18 protein-coding genes are annotated in these 17,534 nt (G+C 32.6%); all 18 read left to right on the top strand.

Annotated elements, in window-relative coordinates; genetic code table 11:
* The first annotated feature begins 41 nt into the window (after nt 1-41).
* Nucleotides 42-1,070: a UDP-3-O-(3-hydroxymyristoyl)glucosamine N-acyltransferase gene (gene lpxD / locus ACFWU4_RS13355; RefSeq protein WP_411128703.1), complete on the top strand. Its 1,029-nt coding sequence runs from the start codon at nt 42-44 to the stop codon at nt 1,068-1,070.
* The gene (locus tag ACFWU4_RS13350; RefSeq protein WP_411128701.1) at nt 1,057-2,463 is read left to right on the top strand and encodes a bifunctional UDP-3-O-[3-hydroxymyristoyl] N-acetylglucosamine deacetylase/3-hydroxyacyl-ACP dehydratase; all 1,407 of its coding nucleotides are present in this window, start codon (nt 1,057-1,059) and stop codon (nt 2,461-2,463) included. The genes lpxD and ACFWU4_RS13350 overlap by 14 nt, the downstream gene beginning before the upstream one ends.
* A gap of 99 nt (nt 2,464-2,562) precedes the next feature.
* Nucleotides 2,563-3,348, top strand: a complete 786-nt coding sequence (gene lpxA / locus ACFWU4_RS13345) for an acyl-ACP--UDP-N-acetylglucosamine O-acyltransferase (protein WP_411128699.1) — start codon at nt 2,563-2,565, stop codon at nt 3,346-3,348.
* Nucleotides 3,349-3,441: 93 nt separating this feature from the next.
* Nucleotides 3,442-4,008, top strand: a complete 567-nt coding sequence (efp, locus tag ACFWU4_RS13340) for an elongation factor P (RefSeq protein WP_411128697.1) — start codon at nt 3,442-3,444, stop codon at nt 4,006-4,008.
* Between the two features lie 29 nt (nt 4,009-4,037).
* Complete coding sequence (locus tag ACFWU4_RS13335; RefSeq protein WP_411128695.1) at nt 4,038-4,973, top strand: UDP-3-O-(3-hydroxymyristoyl)glucosamine N-acyltransferase; 936 nt, start codon at nt 4,038-4,040, stop codon at nt 4,971-4,973.
* Entirely contained in the window at nt 4,974-5,384 is a 411-nt protein-coding gene (locus ACFWU4_RS13330) for a nuclear transport factor 2 family protein (protein WP_411128693.1), read from the top strand. It begins immediately after the preceding gene.
* Between the two features lie 75 nt (nt 5,385-5,459).
* Nucleotides 5,460-6,332: a succinate--CoA ligase subunit alpha gene (sucD, locus tag ACFWU4_RS13325; RefSeq protein WP_411128691.1), complete on the top strand. Its 873-nt coding sequence runs from the start codon at nt 5,460-5,462 to the stop codon at nt 6,330-6,332.
* Nucleotides 6,333-6,491: 159 nt separating this feature from the next.
* Nucleotides 6,492-7,238 (top strand): 3-oxoacyl-[acyl-carrier-protein] reductase, encoded by a 747-nt coding sequence (gene fabG, locus ACFWU4_RS13320; RefSeq protein WP_411128689.1) that lies wholly within the window; start codon nt 6,492-6,494, stop codon nt 7,236-7,238.
* 43 nt (nt 7,239-7,281) lie between these two features.
* The gene (locus ACFWU4_RS13315; RefSeq protein WP_411128687.1) at nt 7,282-9,315 is read left to right on the top strand and encodes a VWA domain-containing protein; all 2,034 of its coding nucleotides are present in this window, start codon (nt 7,282-7,284) and stop codon (nt 9,313-9,315) included.
* A gap of 11 nt (nt 9,316-9,326) precedes the next feature.
* A complete protein-coding gene (locus tag ACFWU4_RS13310) occupies nt 9,327-10,142 on the top strand; it encodes a prohibitin family protein (protein WP_411128685.1) in 816 nt (271 codons plus the stop codon).
* A 287-nt stretch (nt 10,143-10,429) separates the two neighbouring features.
* On the top strand, nt 10,430-11,287 hold the full coding sequence (gene hisG / locus ACFWU4_RS13305; RefSeq protein WP_411128684.1) for an ATP phosphoribosyltransferase: 858 nt from the start codon (nt 10,430-10,432) through the stop codon (nt 11,285-11,287).
* 1 nt (nt 11,288) lies between these two features.
* Nucleotides 11,289-12,575 carry a histidinol dehydrogenase gene (gene hisD / locus ACFWU4_RS13300; RefSeq protein WP_411128682.1) on the top strand — a complete coding sequence of 429 codons (1,287 nt, stop codon included), beginning with the start codon at nt 11,289-11,291 and terminating at the stop codon, nt 12,573-12,575.
* Nucleotides 12,572-13,606: a histidinol-phosphate transaminase gene (gene hisC, locus ACFWU4_RS13295; protein ID WP_411128680.1), complete on the top strand. Its 1,035-nt coding sequence runs from the start codon at nt 12,572-12,574 to the stop codon at nt 13,604-13,606. Before hisD ends, hisC begins: the two co-directional genes overlap by 4 nt.
* Nucleotides 13,606-14,739, top strand: a complete 1,134-nt coding sequence (hisB, locus tag ACFWU4_RS13290; RefSeq protein WP_411128678.1) for a bifunctional histidinol-phosphatase/imidazoleglycerol-phosphate dehydratase HisB — start codon at nt 13,606-13,608, stop codon at nt 14,737-14,739. The genes hisC and hisB overlap by 1 nt, the downstream gene beginning before the upstream one ends.
* Entirely contained in the window at nt 14,739-15,320 is a 582-nt protein-coding gene (gene hisH / locus ACFWU4_RS13285) for an imidazole glycerol phosphate synthase subunit HisH (protein ID WP_411128676.1), read from the top strand. Before hisB ends, hisH begins: the two co-directional genes overlap by 1 nt.
* A gap of 1 nt (nt 15,321) precedes the next feature.
* Nucleotides 15,322-16,047, top strand: a complete 726-nt coding sequence (gene hisA / locus ACFWU4_RS13280; RefSeq protein ID WP_411128674.1) for a 1-(5-phosphoribosyl)-5-[(5-phosphoribosylamino)methylideneamino]imidazole-4-carboxamide isomerase — start codon at nt 15,322-15,324, stop codon at nt 16,045-16,047.
* A gap of 89 nt (nt 16,048-16,136) precedes the next feature.
* Nucleotides 16,137-16,892, top strand: coding sequence for an imidazole glycerol phosphate synthase subunit HisF (hisF, locus tag ACFWU4_RS13275; protein ID WP_411128672.1), 756 nt, complete (start codon nt 16,137-16,139; stop codon nt 16,890-16,892).
* Nucleotides 16,889-17,491 (top strand): bifunctional phosphoribosyl-AMP cyclohydrolase/phosphoribosyl-ATP diphosphatase HisIE, encoded by a 603-nt coding sequence (gene hisIE, locus ACFWU4_RS13270; RefSeq protein WP_411128670.1) that lies wholly within the window; start codon nt 16,889-16,891, stop codon nt 17,489-17,491. Before hisF ends, hisIE begins: the two co-directional genes overlap by 4 nt.
* The last annotated feature ends 43 nt before the right edge of the window (nt 17,492-17,534 follow it).

Here is a 17,534-nt window from a genome sequence, read left to right as displayed (position 1 = left end):
AATGTTACATGTGACCTCTGAAAGGCAATAGATATTAACACATGAAATTTACAGCAGAACAAATCGCAGGCATTTTGGAAGGTACAATTGTTGGTGATCCTAATATAGAAGTTTCTCAACTCTCTAAAATCGAGGAAGGAAAAAAAGGTTCACTTACTTTCTTAGCGAATCCAAAATACAAGTCATTTATATATAAGACTGAGGCATCTATTACTATAGTAAACTCAGATTTTGAATCTGAGGAACCTTTAAAGACCACCTTAATAAAGGTAGAAGATGCTTATGGAGCTTTTACAAAATTATTAGAATATTATAATCAAATAAAACTGAATAAAACAGGAATAGAAAAATCTAGTTTTATCTCGGATTCGGCGAAAATCGGTGAGACTATTTATATTGGTGCATTCACATATATTGGCGATAACGTCATTATTGGAGATAATGTTAAGATATTTCCAAATTCATACATAGGTGATAATGTATCCATAGGAGACAATAGTATAGTTTTTGCAGGAGGTAAGATATATTCAGATTGTATTATTGGTAATAATTGTGTTATTAATTCTGGTGCAATAATAGGCGCTGATGGTTTTGGTTTTGCTCCAAATGAAAAAGGAGAATATTCTAAAGTACCGCAAATTGGTAATGTGATTTTAGAGGATAATGTAGACATTGGCGCTGGTACTACAATAGATAGAGCTACATTAGGTAGTACTATTATTAGAAAAGGAGTAAAATTAGACAATCAAATTCAGATTGCTCACAATGTAGAAATAGGAAAGAATACAGTAATTGCCGCTCAAACTGGTATTGCTGGTTCTACTAAAATAGGTGAGAATTGCCAAATAGGTGGTCAGGTTGGTATCGTTGGTCATATTACTATAGGAAATAATGTTAGAATACAGGCGCAATCTGGAATTGGTAGACATGTTAAAGATAATGAGGTTTTGCAAGGATCACCAGCTTTAACTTATGGTGATTATAATAAATCCTATGTATATTTTAAAAACTTACCTAAGCTAGTTAAAACAATTAATGAATTAGAAAAAAGAGTAGATGGCAATAATTAAAACTGAAATAAAACAAAAAACCATTGAAAAAGAAGTCACTTTAAAGGGAGTTGGTCTTCATACTGGAGCTGATGTTACTTTGGTGTTTAAGCCAGGTTCTGAAAATTCTGGTTTTCTGTTTGAACGTGTTGATTTAGAAGGGAGTCCTAAAATCGAAGCAGATGCAAATTATGTGACAAATACACAACGCGGTACTTGTTTAGAAAGAAATGGGGTCACCATTCAAACATGTGAGCATGTGCTGGCTGCTTTAGTTGGTTTAGATATTGATAATGCTATTATTGAATTAAACGCTTCTGAGCCACCTATAATGGATGGTTCTTCAAAGTTTTTTGTTGAAGCAATAGAAAAAGCTGGTGTAATTGAACAAGACGCCTTTAGAGATGAATATGTTGTAAAGGATGTTGTTTCTTATACCGATGAAGCTACAGGAAGTGAAATTATTTTAATGCCTTCTAACTCATATCAGGTTACGACTATGGTAGATTTTGGGACTAAAGTTTTAGGCACTCAAAATGCAACTATGAATTCAGTTTCAGACTTCAAAACTGAAATTGCATCAGCGAGAACATTTAGTTTTCTTCATGAAATTGAGATGCTTCTAGAACATGGTTTAATTAAAGGTGGTGATTTAAATAATGCAATTGTTTATGTAGATAAAGAATTATCGCCAGAGACAATGGAAAAATTAAGAGTCGCTTTTAATAAAGATAAGATAACTGTAAAACCAAATGGGATTTTAGACAATCTTAATCTTCATCATCCTAACGAAGCTGCAAGACATAAGTTGTTAGATGTTGTTGGTGATTTAGCTTTAATAGGTACGCGAATCAGAGGTAAGGTTATTGCAAATAAACCAGGACACTTTGTAAACACACAATTTGCAAAGAAAATGTCGAAAATTATAAAGAACGAAAGACGAAATAACGTACCTCAAGTAGATTTGAATTCAGCACCATTAATGGATGTCAATCAAATTATGGATATGTTACCACATAGACAGCCTTTTTTATTATTAGATAAGGTATTTGAACTTTCTGACCAGCATGTTATTGGTATGAAAAACGTCACTATGAACGAGGAGTTTTTTAAGGGACATTTTCCGGGACAACCAGTTATGCCAGGTGTCTTAATTGTTGAAGCAATGGCACAAACTGGTGGTATATTAGTATTGAGCACTGTTCCAGACCCTGAAAATTATTTAACATTTTTCATGAAAATGGATAATGTAAAATTCAAACAAAAAGTGGTTCCTGGTGATACATTAATTTTTAAATGCTCATTAATCACACCGATTAGACGTGGTATTTGTCATATGCAAGGTTATGCATATGCTAATGGTAAATTATGTGCAGAAGCTGAACTCATGGCACAAATCTCTAAAGTAAAATAATTAAGAAATGAACCGAACAGAATTTAATATTCAACAAGACGTTCATAAGTTGCGAAACGAAAACATTTTTACCACTTTATCAAAATAAAAATAAGAAAAATGAACCAGCCTTTAGCTTACGTACATCCTGGCGCAAAAATCGCAAAGAATGTAGTTATAGAACCTTTTACAACCATACACAATAATGTGAAAATCGGGGAAGGAACTTGGATTGGAAGTAATGTGACAATTATGGAAGGTGCCCGAATTGGAAAAAATTGTAATATTTTCCCTGGATCTGTTATATCAGCAGTTCCTCAAGATTTAAAATATAATGATGAAGAGACAACTGTAGAAATTGGTAATAACGTAACTATAAGAGAGTGTGTTACCATTAATCGAGGTACAACAGACAAAATGAAAACGGTTATAGGTAATAATTGTCTTATAATGGCTTATTGTCATATTGCACACGATTGTATAGTTGGTAATAATTGTATCTTTTCAAATAATAGTACACTTGCTGGTCATATAACCGTTGGTGATTATGTTGTTTTGGCAGGTATGACTGCTGTACATCAATTTTGCTCTATTGGTAACCATGCTTTTGTAACTGGTGGATCTCTTGTGCGTAAAGACGTACCTCCTTTTGTCAAGGCTGCTAGAGAACCTTTATCTTATGTAGGTATAAATTCAGTTGGCTTAAGAAGAAGAGGTTATACTACAGAAAAGATTAGAGAGATTCAGAATATTTATAGAATTCTTTATCAAAAAAATTACAATAATACACAAGCTTCGGATTTAATAGAAGCAGAAATGGAGGCCACTACAGAACGAGATGAGATTCTTCAATTTATTAAAAACTCACATAGAGGTATAATGAAAGGCTACTTCAAATCGAATTAATTATCAGACTATATAAAATAGAAATAACAGATTAAGTGTTTTTAAAATTGAAAACAATTTAATAACTAAACGAATTAACAAATAAATAGTTTTATGGCAAATACATCAGATATAAGAAACGGATTATGTATAAAGTATAATAACGATATATATAAAATCATTGAATTTCTTCATGTAAAGCCAGGTAAAGGGCCTGCTTTTGTAAGAACTAAAATGAAAAGTGTTACAACAGGTAAAGTACTAGATAACACATTTTCAGCAGGTCACAAGATTGAGGATATACGTGTAGAAACACATAAATTTCAGTTTCTCTATAATGATGGTGAATTTTTCCATTTTATGAATGAAGCAGATTATACTCAAATACGTCTATTAGAGTCAGCATTAGATAGAGCTGATTTAATGAAGGAAGGTCAGGTTGTAACTATTCAAATTAATACTGAAGATGATATGCCATTATCAGTAGATATGCCTGCTACAGTAATTTTAGAAGTTACAGCAACTGAGCCTGGCGTTAAGGGTAATACAGCTACAAATGCAACCAAGCCGGCGACTGTAGAAACCGGAGCAGAGGTTAATGTGCCTTTATTTATAAATGAAGGTGATAAAATTAAAGTAGAAACAGAAAAAGGGACTTATAAAGAGCGTATAAAAGAGTAAATTAATTAAAGAAATTTAGACCTTATAATTTGAAATTCCCACAACCACATTCATTAAAAGAAATAGCAAGCCTATTAGATTGTAAGTTTATTGGCCCAGACGATTTTGAAATTTTGGGTATAAACGAAATACATGTTGTTGAACCCGGTGATATAGTCTTTGTAGATCATCCAAAGTATTATGATAAGGCTTTAAATTCTGATGCTACAATAGTACTTATAAATAAGGAAGTAGTATGCCCTAAGGGAAAAGCATTACTAATTTCTGATGATCCTTTTAGAGATTTTAATAAACTCACAAAACATTTTAAACCATTTCAATCATCAAATATTGCAATTGCCAAAGATGCAATAATTGGAAAAGACACCATTATTCAACCTAATTGTTTCATTGGTAATAATGTAAGTATTGGCGATAATTGTACTATTCATTCTAATGTCAGTATTTATGACGATACGATTATAGGTAATAATGTAACTATTCACGCAGGAACTATAATAGGTGCAAGTGCATTTTATTATAAAAATAGGCCAGAAGGATATGATCAATTAGTATCTGGTGGACGGGTTATTATAAAAAATAATGTTGATATTGGTGCTTTATGCACTGTAGATAGAGGTGTAAGTGGTGACACAACAATAGGAGAAGGCTGTAAATTAGATAATCATATTCAAATAGGACATGATACTGTCTTAGGTACTAAATGCTTAATTGCGGCGCATACGGCTATTGCTGGTTGTGTGGTTGTAGAGGATAACGTTACACTTTGGGGACAAGTTGGAGTTAAAAGTGGAATCACCATTAAAGAAGGAACAACCATTTATGCACAATCTGGTCTCGGACAAACCACTGAAGAAGGAAAAACCTATTTTGGATCACCAGCACAAGAAGCAAGACAGCAATTTAAGCAAATGGCTTACATAAATAAAATACCAGAAATACTAAAAAAATTAAAAAATATATAGATGTCAGCAAAAGAAATAGTTAGGGCTTTCTATAATTCAGATTTAGCAAATGATTCAGGTGTTGTTTCTAAATTTTTTCACCCAGATTGTGAATTACACTGGAGTAGTAGTCAGGGATTTAGTCTTTTGAAGTATAATGATATTGTTAATTTCTTTGAAGGAACCAGAAAGTCCTATCATAGCCTCCGTTTTGAATTTACGCATCTAATAGAAGCTAACAACACAGTTATTACTAGACATACACTTTTGGCTAATACAATTGAAAATCCAGATACAGAAGTTTCATTAGCTCGTTTTTCTGCGATTTGGGAAATAAAAGACAACAAGTTGTATCGAGGTTACGAAATCAGTCAACTTGCAGATGAAAATCATGACAAAGCAATGGATTCCTATGCAAAAAGAAAAGTTTAAAAAGAGGTCGTATTTGACTTTCAAAACTCTTATTTTTGTATCACGAAATTTATAATACTTAAAATCAAAATATCAATGAGCGTTTTAGTTAATAAAAATTCAAATATAATAGTTCAAGGATTTACTGGTAGTGAAGGTACATTTCATGCTGGTCAAATGATTGAGTACGGTACCAATGTAGTTGGTGGTGTAACACCTGGTAAGGGTGGTCAAACTCATTTAGACAAACCAGTTTTTAATACAGTTTCAGAAGCTGTAGAAAAAGTTGGTGCTGATACAACTATTATTTTTGTACCACCAGCATTTGCTGCTGATGCAATTATGGAAGCTGCTGACGCAGGAATTAAGGTAATAATTACGATAACCGAAGGAATTCCTGTTGCAGATATGATAAAGGCTGCTGATTATATTAAAAATAGAGATTGTCGTTTAGTTGGACCAAATTGTCCTGGTGTTATAACTCCAGGTGAAGCTAAAGTTGGTATTATGCCAGGTTTTGTTTTTAAATCAGGAAAGATAGGAATTGTATCTAAATCAGGTACATTAACTTATGAAGCTGCTGACCAAGTGGTAAAGCAAGGATTAGGAATCACAACAGCAATTGGAATAGGTGGTGATCCAATAATTGGAACTACTACAAAAGAAGCGGTGGAATTATTAATAAATGACCCAGAAACAGAAGCTGTTGTTATGATTGGTGAAATAGGAGGTCAATTAGAGGCTGATGCTGCGCATTGGTATAAAGAAAGCGGTAGTAAAAAACCTGTTGTAGGTTTTATTGCTGGTGAAACAGCACCTGCTGGTCGTACAATGGGTCATGCTGGTGCAATAGTAGGTGGAAGTGATGATACTGCACAAGCTAAGAAGAAAATCATGAGAGAATGCGGAATACATGTTGTAGATTCTCCTGCTGAGATAGGAAAGAAAGTAGCTGAAGTATTAGGCTAGACTTACGTTAAAAAAAATAACCCAATTATGTTGGGAATAAACTGTTAAAAACCTTACAAAATCTTGTGAGGTTTTTTTATTTCTTGCAATTTGTAAATGGTATATTTGAATAGGCATTTAGTGCCATTATACGAAACTAACTAACCGAAATTATTTAATATGAAATTACTAGAAGGTAAAACAGCTATCATTACAGGTGCAAGTCGTGGAATTGGTAAAGGTATAGCTCAAGTTTTCGCGCAGCATGGAGCTAATGTCGCATTTACTTATAGCTCGTCAGTTGATGCTGCAAATGCACTAGAGAAAGATCTAAATTCTACTGGAATAAAAGCAAAAGGATATCAAAGTAACGCTGCAAATTTTGAAGAATCTCAAAAGCTAGCTGAAGATGTTTTAGCAGAATTTGGGTCTATTGATATTTTGGTAAATAACGCAGGTATTACTAAAGATAATCTTTTAATGCGAATGGGAGAAGAAGACTTTGATCGCGTAATAGAAGTAAACCTCAAGTCTGTTTTTAATATGACAAAAGCGGTACAACGTACGATGTTAAAGCAACGTAAAGGGTCTATTATTAATATGAGCTCTGTTGTTGGCGTAAAAGGTAACGCAGGCCAAACCAACTATGCTGCCTCTAAAGCGGGTATCATAGGTTTTTCTAAATCTGTGGCCTTAGAGTTAGGTTCTAGAAATATTAGAAGTAATGTTATTGCGCCCGGTTTTATTGAAACCGAAATGACTGCAAAATTAGATGAAGAAACAGTAAAAGGTTGGAGGGCAGGTATACCTCTAAAACGTGGTGGTTCTGCTGAAGATGTTGCCAATGCTTGTGTGTTTTTAGCAAGTGAATTAAGTGCTTATGTTACAGGTCAAACATTAAATGTAGACGGTGGCATGTTAACTTAATATGTAATATCTGAAAATTAGGCCTGTTATGAGTTGAAATTAGATGAATTTAGAAACTTATATATATATAATTATAGCTGCAATTACAGCGCTTTTAGTAGCGCTGTTTCAGTATATGTATAAATCTAAAATAAAGTCTAAACTAAAATATAGTCTTGTAGGTCTTAGAGCAGTATCAATATTAGCAATTTTAATGTTGCTAATTAATCCAAAATTTGAGTCTAAATCATTTTATGATGAAAAGCCTACTTTAGTAGTTGCGGTAGATAACTCAGAATCTGTAGCTTATTTAGAGCAAGGCAAAAATGTGACTAGTTTTTTAGAAGTACTTGAAACTAGTTCGGAAATAAAAGAACGTTTCAATATTCAAAAATATAGTTTTGGCAAATCAGTAAATAAGTTAGATAGTCTAACTTTTAATGAAGGGCAATCCAATATATCAGAAGCCTTAAAACAATTTGGAGAAGTTTACACTAATCAAACGGCTCCGCTATTATTAATAAGTGACGGAAACCAAACCTTTGGGGCCGATTATAGCTTTATAGCAAAATCCATAAAACAGCCTATTTATCCTTTAATACTTGGGGATTCAACTGTATATTCAGATTTAAGTATTAAACAACTTAACGTAAATCGTTATGTCTATTTAAAAAATAAGTTTCCTGTAGAAATTATTGCAAATTATAATGGAATAGCACCCGTTAATACAGAATTAAAAATTTGGTCTGGTAATTCAGTAGTCTTCAGAAAATCACTACAATTTAATGCCTCTAAAACTTCAGAAATTATTTCTACGTCGTTGTTAGCCAATAATATTGGTGTGAAAACATACCGCGTAGAATTGGCACCATTATTAAATGAAAAAAATAATTTTAATAATTTCAAGAATTTTGGAGTAGAGGTAATCGATCAAAAAACTAATGTTGCTATTGTAGCCGAACGTCTTCATCCAGATTTAGGGACTTTAAAAAAATCTATAGAAAGCAATGAGCAAAGAAGTGTAACTATATTAAGCCCAAAGGAATATATTTTAAAAGCCAATGATTATCAATTAGTTATACTATATCAGCCAAATAATAAATTTAAATTAGTCTTAGATGAAGTAAAAGCACAAAGGCGTAATGCTTTTATAGTAACTGGAGCTACAACAGATTACGAGTTTATAAATAACACGCACTTAAAAGTGCTTTGGTCAGTTACAAATCAAACAGAGGATTATCAACCAGAATTAAATAGAAATTACAATACATTTATAATCGATAATTTAGATTTTAATGATTACCCACCTCTTAAATCTGAATTTGGCGGTTTTAATTTTTTGGTACCTCCCGACATAATTCTCTATAAAACTGTCAATGGCATTAATACAGGCGATGCAATGCTTGCGACGTACGCGTTTGATAATATGAAATTTGCTATACTCAATGGAGAAGGAATTTGGAGGTGGAGAGCGCAATCATATCTAAATTCAAACAGCTTTATTGATTTTGATAATTTTATTGGAAAATTAGTCCAGTATTTAAGTTCAAATAAAAAACGTAATCGTATAAATATTGACTATAAATCTTTTTATAATGGTAATGATGCTGTTGTAATAGCTGCCCAATACTTCAATAAAAGTTTTGAGTTTGATAAATCCGCATCGTTATCTATTATCTTAAAAAATAAAGAAAGTAATAGTCGTAGAGAGATTCCTCTTTTATTAAATACTAATAGTTATTCAGTTGATTTAAGCGGCATATCAGCAGGTACTTATGAATTTACTGTTAAACATAATTCTGAGTCTGTATCTGCATCTGGAAGCTTTCAAGTCTTAGAATATAATGTGGAAAAACAATTTTTAAATGCAGATATTGATAAACTTCAATTACTGGCAGAAAACAGTAAAGGCAAAGCCTTTTTTAGTAAAGATTATGATAATTTACTAAGCGATTTACTTTCTGATAATAGATATAAAACCATTCAAAAAAGCACTAAAAATATTGTACCTTTGATAGACTGGTATTATCTTCTAGGAATAATAGCGATAGGTTTATTTTTAGAATGGTTTATTAGAAAATATAACGGATTAATTTAAAAGAAAATAAGATGGAAAAATTACCCAAGGTTGGATTGCCAATATTAATAGGAATAATTATTTTAGTTATTGTAGTTGCAAAATCTGCAGTCACAATAGATTCTGGTGAAGCTGGAGTGCTTTTTAAGACCTTTGGAGATGGTGTTGTTACAGATGAGCCACCAATGGGTGAGGGATTTCATATTGTAGCACCTTGGAATAAAGTTTACATATATGAAGTGCGTCAACAGGAGCTTTTTGAAAAGATGAAAGTGCTGTCGTCTAATGGTTTAGAAATACAGATAGATGCTTCTGCTTGGTACGAGCCAGTTTATGATCAATTAGGGAATTTACACCAATCATTAGGTCAAGGCTATTTACAGCGTGTAATACAACCAGCAATTCGCAGTGCTGCAAGAAGTGTAATTGGTCGCTATACACCAGATGATTTATACTCAACTAAACGTGACGCCATTCAAATTGAAATTTTTGAAGAGACTAAAAAGATTCTTGATAAGCAATACGTTCAATTAAATGAAGTTTTAGTTAGGGATGTTACTTTACCTCCTACAATTAAAGAAGCTATTGAAAGTAAATTAAAACAGGAGCAATCCTCTTTAGAATATGAATTTAAATTGGTTACAGCTGCTAAAGAAGCTGAAAAAGTAATTATAGAAGCTAAAGGTAAAGCTGATGCTAACCGTATATTAAGCGCATCTTTAACGGATAAAATTCTTCAAGATAAAGGTATTGAAGCTACAGTGAAGCTGTCTGAATCAGATAATAGTAAAGTAATTGTTATTGGTTCTGGTGATAGTGGCATGCCAATTATATTAGGTAATCAATAATTTAGAAGTTAAATATTAATAATTTCTTAAAAATCAGTTTTAATCTGAAATTAATTTGGAGTTATAAAGATATTTTACTCACCTTTGTAAAAATAAAATAAGAAATGACATCTATTCAATTACATCATCATTTTCATTTAAGCGCTCAAGCGTGGTGAAAGTGTATTGAATAAAGTATAATATATTTTAAAAACCCGTTTGATATTTCAGATGGGTTTTTTGTTTATAAAAATTTCATTGATTTATCAGACATAAAACAAAAGATTCTCGCTTTCTCGGGAAATATTATGAATAAAATTAAAATTGCAGTTCAAAAATCGGGTCGTCTTCATGATGATTCCATGAAAATTTTAAAAGAAATCGGAATTTCTGTTGATAACGGAAAAGATCAATTAAAAGCATCGGCACGTAACTTTCCTTTAGAAGTATTCTATTTAAGAAATGGAGATATACCTCAATACTTGAGAGATGGTGTTGTAGACGCTGCTATTATTGGCGAAAACGTACTGGTAGAAAAAGGAAGTGACCTTACTATTGTAGAGCGTTTAGGTTTTTCTAAATGTAAAGTATCCATTGCAGTACCAAAATCTTCTAAGGCTAAATCGTTAAAAGATTTATCAGGAAAACGAATTGCTACATCATACCCAAATACTGTAAATCATTTTTTAGATAAAGTAGGAGTTAAAGCGAACTTGCACATAATTAATGGTTCAGTTGAGATTGCGCCAAATATTGGTTTAGCGGATGGCATTTGTGATATCGTTTCTAGTGGAAGTACACTATTTAAAAATGGATTAAAAGAAATAGAAGTTTTGATGAAGTCTGAAGCAGTTTTAGCAACATCACCTAAGATATCTAAAGAAAATCAAGAGCTTGTCAATACACTTCAATTTAGGTTAAAATCTGTGTTAAGAGGTCGTGAAAGTAAGTATGTTTTATTAAATGCACCCAACGATAAGTTAGATGCCATTACCCAAATTCTTCCAGGTATGAATAGTCCAACTATTACACCATTAGCAAAAGAGGGTTGGAGTTCTGTACACTCTGTTTTGAACAAAAATGAATTCTGGAATATGATTGATGAGTTAAAAGCAAATGGAGCAGAAGGAATTTTAGTTTGCCCTATTGAAAATATGGTATTGTAATATGAGACTCATAGAGAATCCAAAGCTAGAAGATTGGTCAGAATTATTACAGAGACCAACAAAGACCGTTGATGATATTGAAGCTATCGTTAATCAGGTATTTGAAGATATTAGAAGTAATGGTGACACTGCAGTAGCAAAATACACGTCTAAGTTTGATAATGTTGACTTAGAATCTAATAGTGTTAGTAAAGCCGAAATTGAAAATGCAATCAAGGCTGTTACAGAAGAATTAAAAGAAGCCATACAATTAGCTAAATCTAATATAGAACGTTTTCATAAGGCACAAAGAACAGAAAAAGTGTCTTTGAGTACTATGGATGGTGTAGAATGTTGGCAAGAAAAGCGACCTATTCAAAAAGTTGGATTATATATTCCTGGTGGAACAGCTCCTTTGTTTTCAACAGTTTTAATGTTGGCAATTCCTGCCCAGATTGCCAATTGCAATGAGATTGTATTATGTACTCCTCCAAATAAAGAAGGAAAAATTGCTAATGAGATTTTATATGCAGCTCAACTCTGCGGTTTAACTAAAATTGTAAAAGTAGGAGGAATTCAAGCCATAGCAGGACTAACTTTTGGAACGGAATCAATTCCTCAAGTATATAAAATTTTTGGACCAGGAAATCAATACGTCACTGTGGCAAAACAATTGGCGACTAAATATGGTGTGGCTATAGATATGCCAGCTGGTCCTAGTGAATTATTGGTAATGGCAGATGAATCTGCAAATGCAGCTTATGTGGCTTCAGATTTGTTGAGTCAGGCTGAGCATGGTTCAGATAGCCAGGTGATATTAGTAACTACCTCTAAATCATTTGCAGAAAATGTAAGTGAAGAAGTACATACGCAACTCGCTGAATTGCCAAGAAAAGAAATGGCAAGTGATGCTATTAAAAATTCTAAATCCATTGTTGTTAGTGATTTTGAAACAGCATTAGATTTAATAGATGCCTATGGCCCAGAACATTTCATAGTTGCAACAAAGAATGATGATTATTTTGTGGAAAATATTGGTAATGCAGGTTCTGTATTTATTGGTAATTATACACCTGAAAGTGCAGGAGATTATGCTTCTGGCACCAATCATACCTTACCAACTAATGGGTTTTCAAAAGCCTATTCTGGTGTTAACTTAGATAGTTTTCAAAAAAGTATGACATTTCAAAAAATATCTCAAGCTGGTATTAAAAACATCGGAAATGCTATAGAATTAATGGCTGAAGCTGAAGGTTTACAAGCTCACAAAAACGCTGTAACATTGAGACTTAAAGATTTAGAGTCATGAATATAGAAAATCTTTTAAGAGAAAATATAAAGAACCTAAAAGCATATTCTTCCGCGAGAGATGAATACAAAGAGGTTACTAATGAGATGGTTTTTATTGACGCCAACGAAAATCCGTTTGAGTCAGATGTCAATCGATATCCAGACCCACAACAGAGCAAAGTAAAGTCGCGTTTGAGTGATTTAAAAAGAATTCCTTCAAATCAAATCCTTTTAGGAAATGGAAGTGACGAAGTTTTAGACCTTATTTTCAGAGCATTTTGCGAACCAAATCAAGATAATGTCATCACATTACCACCGACTTATGGTATGTATTCAGTGTTAGCAAATCTTAATGCTATAAGTATTAAAGAGGTGCTTTTAGATTCGAATTTTGAACCAAATGTTAATCAAATTCTAAAGACTCAAGATCAAAACTCAAAGATTCTATTCTTATGCTCTCCAAATAATCCAACAGCCAATAGTTTTGAAGCTTTAAAAGTTGAAAAATTAATTAAAGAATTTAAAGGCATTGTTGTTATTGACGAAGCTTATATCGATTTCTCAAATCAAGATAGTTGGTTGTCACGACTGAATGAGTTTCAGAATTTAATAGTTACTCAAACCTTATCAAAAGCTTATGGTTTAGCAGGAATTAGACTCGGAATTTGTTATGCTTCCAAAGAAATCATTGCGGTCCTCAATCGTATAAAACCTCCATACAACATCAATGAGTTGACTCAACAAGCAGCTTTAAAACGCCTAAATGCGATTGATACCGTTAATACTGAAGTTAAAATGATTCTTGACCAAAGAACACAGTTGTCAAAAGTCATTGAAGCTATTGATTTTGTAGAAAATGTATATGCGTCTGATGCTAATTTTCTATTAGTAAAAGTTGATGACGCCAATAACCGTTACAGACAATTAATAGAGAAAGGTATTGTTGCTCGTAATAGAACAACTCAGCCTTTATGTGATAATTGTTTGAGGTTTACAGTTGGTACATTAGATGAAAACCAAAAATTAATCGAGACATTAAACCAATTATAATGAAGCCAGTATTATTCATAGACAGGGATGGAACCTTAATAAAGGAACCAGCAGACGAACAAATTGACTCATTTGAGAAGTTAGATTTTTATCCTAAAGTATTTCAATATTTAAGCAAGATTGCTAAGGAATTGAATTTTGAAATCGTTATGATTACCAATCAAGATGGTTTAGGCACAGATGTGTATCCTGAAGATACCTTTTGGCCAGTTCATAATTTCGTTTTAAATACCTTTGAGCAAGAAGGTGTTGTTTTCAAAGAACAATTTATTGATAGAACATTCGCAAAAGATAATGCACCAACGCGCAAGCCAAACACTGGTTTATTAACTAAGTATTTTTCAGAAGACTATGATTTATCAAATTCATTCGTCATAGGTGATCGCTTAACTGATGTTGAATTAGCAAAGAATCTAGGTGCTAAAGGTATTTTTATAAATGACAACACCAATTTAGGTACTGATGAAGTTACAGTAAGCAATTCAGAATTAAACTCATTTATAGCTTTAGAAACAAATGATTGGGAAGTTATTTATAGATTTTTAAAATCTACAGAACGTATTGGAAGTATTGAACGTAATACCAACGAAACAAAAATTAAGATTGAATTAAATCTTGACGGAACAGGAAAAAGCAACATAGAAACTGGGATTGCTTTTTTTGACCATATGTTAGATCAGATATCGCGTCATGGTCAATTAGATTTAAACATTAAAGTAAATGGTGATTTAGAAGTTGATGAGCATCATACTATAGAAGATACTGCGATTGCCTTAGGAGAAGTATTTGCAACGACTTTAGGAAATAAGTTAGGTATAGAACGTTATGGTTTTTGTTTGCCAATGGACGATTGCTTAGCGCAAGTGGCTATTGATTTTGGTGGAAGAAATTGGTTAGTTTGGGATGCAGAATTTAAAAGAGAAATGATTGGTAAAATGCCAACAGAAATGTTTTACCATTTCTTTAAATCCTTTACTGATGGTGCAAAATGCAATTTAAATATTAAAGTAGAAGGTGAGAATGAGCATCATAAAATCGAAGCTATTTTCAAAGCTTTTGCAAAAGCTATAAAAATGGCGGTGAAACAAGATGTAGAAAAAATGATTTTACCATCAACTAAAGGAATGCTCTAATGAAACTGTCAATAGTAAATTACGGAGCTGGTAATATAAAGAGTATTCAATTCGCCTTTCAAAGACTAGGCTATGAAGCTGTTCTTACTGATAATCCAAAAGAGATTAAAACTGCAGATAAAGTTATTTTTCCTGGAGTAGGTGAAGCGAGTTCAGCCATGAAAATGCTTAAAGAAAGTGGTTTAGATACATTAATACCGCAATTAAAACAACCAGTTTTAGGCATATGTTTAGGTATGCAATTAATGTGTAACCATACAGAGGAAGGTAACACCAAAGGACTTGGCATTTTTGATGTTAATGTAAAGCGCTTTTCTAATGCAGTAAAAGTGCCGCAAATGGGTTGGAATACAGTTAAGAATTTAAAATCAGATTTATTTAAAGGGATAATTGAAGGTGACTATATGTATTTAGTGCATAGTTATTATGCAGAAAATTGTAACGAAGCTATAGCAACTTCAGATTATGAATTAGAATATGCATCGGCTTTAGAGAACGATAATTTTTATGGAGTTCAATTTCATCCGGAAAAGAGTAGTAAGGTTGGTGAGAAATTGTTACAAAATTTTTTAGACTTATAACATGAGAATAATACCAGCAATAGATATAATAAATGGTCAATGTGTGCGTCTTACAAAAGGGGATTACGACACTAAAAAGGTATATAATGAAAACCCAGTTGAAGTAGCTAAAGCTTTTGAAGATTCGGGTATAGAGTATTTGCATGTTGTAGATTTAGATGGAGCTAAAGCAAGTCATATCGTAAACTACAACGTTCTTGAAGCTATTGCAACTAAAACAAATCTAAAAATTGATTTTGGAGGTGGTTTAAAATCTAATGAAGATCTAAAAATTGCTTTCGAATCTGGTGCACATCAAATTACAGGTGGAAGTATCGCAGTTAAAAATCCTGAAATTTTTCAAGATTGGATTACTACCTATGGGTCAGATAAAGTTATACTTGGTGCAGATTGTAATAATGAGAAAATAGCGATTTCTGGTTGGCAAGAAGAAAGTGGTTTAGAAGTTATACCTTTTGTTAAAGACTATCAGTCTAAAGGTATTGATTATGTGATTTGTACAGATATATCAAAAGATGGTATGCTAGAAGGCCCTTCATTTGATTTGTATCAAAGAATTCTAAATGAAATGAGTAATATAAAACTTATCGCTTCAGGAGGAATTTCCGCATTTAATGAATTACCTAAGTTAGAAACAATGGGTTGTGAAGGTGTAATTATTGGGAAAGCTATTTATGAAAATAGAATTAGCTTAAAACAATTAGAGAATTTTATATTAAATAATTAATTTGAAGATTGTCATTCCGCACTTGATGCGGAATCCGCTTTGAAACTAAAATAATTAGATTTCTGCCTTCGCAGGAATGACAAAGAATTATGTTAACAAAAAGAATTGTACCATGCCTAGACATCAAAAACGGAAGAACCGTCAAAGGTGTTAACTTTGTAGACCTAAGAGATGCAGGTGACCCTGTTGTTTTAGCTAAGCAATATGCTGAATTAGGAGCAGATGAGTTAGTGTTTCTAGATATTGCAGCTACATTAGAGAATCGTAAAACCATGCACGATATGGTTTTGAGAGTCGCAGAGCAAGTCAATATTCCTTTTACAGTTGGTGGTGGTATTTCTTCTATTGAAGATGTAGACGTCCTTTTACATTGCGGAGCAGATAAAGTGTCTATTAATTCTTCTGCTGTAAAGCGCCCAGATTTAATTAATGAGTTATCTGATAAATTTGGAAGTCAATGTGTCGTAGTTGCTATTGATGCTAAACAAGTAGAAGGTGAGTGGTTAGTCCATTTGGCAGGTGGAACGATTCCGACAGATATAAAATTATTTGATTGGGCCAAAGAAGTCGAAACACGTGGTGCAGGTGAAATCTTATTTACCTCTATGGATCATGATGGTACTAAAAGTGGTTTTGCTAATAAAGCATTGGAAAAACTATCAGAACTCGTCAATATACCAATCATAGCTTCTGGTGGTGCTGGTACAGTGCAACATTTTATGGATACCTTTAAAGAAGGAAAAGCTGATGCTGCTTTAGCTGCAAGTGTTTTTCACTTTGGTGAAATACCTATTTTAGAATTGAAAACAGAATTAAAGAAAAATAATATCGAAGTTAGATTATGAACGTAGATTTCAATAAAAACCCAAATGGCTTAGTGCCAGCTGTAATTCAAGATGCCTCAACCAATAAAGTATTGATGTTAGGTTATATGAATTCTGAAGCTCTAAAGAAGAGTATAGAAACTAAGTTGGTTACTTTTTTTAGTCGAACCAAACAACGTCTTTGGACAAAAGGAGAAGAAAGTGGCAATGTTCTTAATCTTGTTGATATAAAATTGGACTGTGATAGTGATTCTTTATTGATTAAAGTTAATCCTAAAGGACCAACTTGTCATAAAGGTACAGATACTTGTTGGAATGAAGAAAACAAGCAGTCCTATGGATTTATTTCAAAACTAGAAACTACAATCGCTTCAAGAATTGAAAATGCAGATTCAGAAAAGTCGTATGTGGCATCCTTATTTGCAAAGGGTATTAATAAAGTGGCGCAAAAAGTAGGAGAAGAGGCTGTAGAAGTTGTTATTGAGGCTAAAGACAATAATGATGGTTTGTTTTTAGATGAATCTGCAGACCTATTATTTCATTATCTCATGCTATTACAAGCTAAAGGTTTCAGATTAAATAATGTTGTAGATGTTCTAAAAAGTAGAGAAAAAAAGTAAGCTGTTATACTTTTAAAATATAACAGCTTTGTTTACTGGTAAA

This window comes from Winogradskyella sp. PE311 (genome assembly GCF_046545555.1).
Classification (GTDB): Bacteria; Bacteroidota; Bacteroidia; order Flavobacteriales; family Flavobacteriaceae; genus Winogradskyella.
This window is presented reverse-complemented; position numbering and strand designations above follow the sequence as displayed.

Excerpts from the sequence above, each read along its gene's own strand:
- lpxD (WP_411128703.1), top strand. The coding sequence starts at position 42 with ATGAAATTTACAGCAGAACAAATCGCAGGCATTTTGGAAGGTACAATT.
- ACFWU4_RS13350 (WP_411128701.1), top strand. The coding sequence starts at position 1,057 with ATGGCAATAATTAAAACTGAAATAAAACAAAAAACCATTGAAAAAGAA.
- lpxA (WP_411128699.1), top strand. The coding sequence starts at position 2,563 with ATGAACCAGCCTTTAGCTTACGTACATCCTGGCGCAAAAATCGCAAAG.
- efp (WP_411128697.1), top strand. The coding sequence starts at position 3,442 with ATGGCAAATACATCAGATATAAGAAACGGATTATGTATAAAGTATAAT.
- ACFWU4_RS13330 (WP_411128693.1), top strand. The coding sequence starts at position 4,974 with ATGTCAGCAAAAGAAATAGTTAGGGCTTTCTATAATTCAGATTTAGCA.
- sucD (WP_411128691.1), top strand. The coding sequence starts at position 5,460 with ATGAGCGTTTTAGTTAATAAAAATTCAAATATAATAGTTCAAGGATTT.
- fabG (WP_411128689.1), top strand. The coding sequence starts at position 6,492 with ATGAAATTACTAGAAGGTAAAACAGCTATCATTACAGGTGCAAGTCGT.
- ACFWU4_RS13315 (WP_411128687.1), top strand. The coding sequence starts at position 7,282 with ATGAATTTAGAAACTTATATATATATAATTATAGCTGCAATTACAGCG.
- ACFWU4_RS13310 (WP_411128685.1), top strand. The coding sequence starts at position 9,327 with ATGGAAAAATTACCCAAGGTTGGATTGCCAATATTAATAGGAATAATT.
- hisG (WP_411128684.1), top strand. The coding sequence starts at position 10,430 with ATGAATAAAATTAAAATTGCAGTTCAAAAATCGGGTCGTCTTCATGAT.
- hisD (WP_411128682.1), top strand. The coding sequence starts at position 11,289 with ATGAGACTCATAGAGAATCCAAAGCTAGAAGATTGGTCAGAATTATTA.
- hisC (WP_411128680.1), top strand. The coding sequence starts at position 12,572 with ATGAATATAGAAAATCTTTTAAGAGAAAATATAAAGAACCTAAAAGCA.
- hisB (WP_411128678.1), top strand. The coding sequence starts at position 13,606 with ATGAAGCCAGTATTATTCATAGACAGGGATGGAACCTTAATAAAGGAA.
- hisH (WP_411128676.1), top strand. The coding sequence starts at position 14,739 with ATGAAACTGTCAATAGTAAATTACGGAGCTGGTAATATAAAGAGTATT.
- hisA (WP_411128674.1), top strand. The coding sequence starts at position 15,322 with ATGAGAATAATACCAGCAATAGATATAATAAATGGTCAATGTGTGCGT.
- hisF (WP_411128672.1), top strand. The coding sequence starts at position 16,137 with ATGTTAACAAAAAGAATTGTACCATGCCTAGACATCAAAAACGGAAGA.
- hisIE (WP_411128670.1), top strand. The coding sequence starts at position 16,889 with ATGAACGTAGATTTCAATAAAAACCCAAATGGCTTAGTGCCAGCTGTA.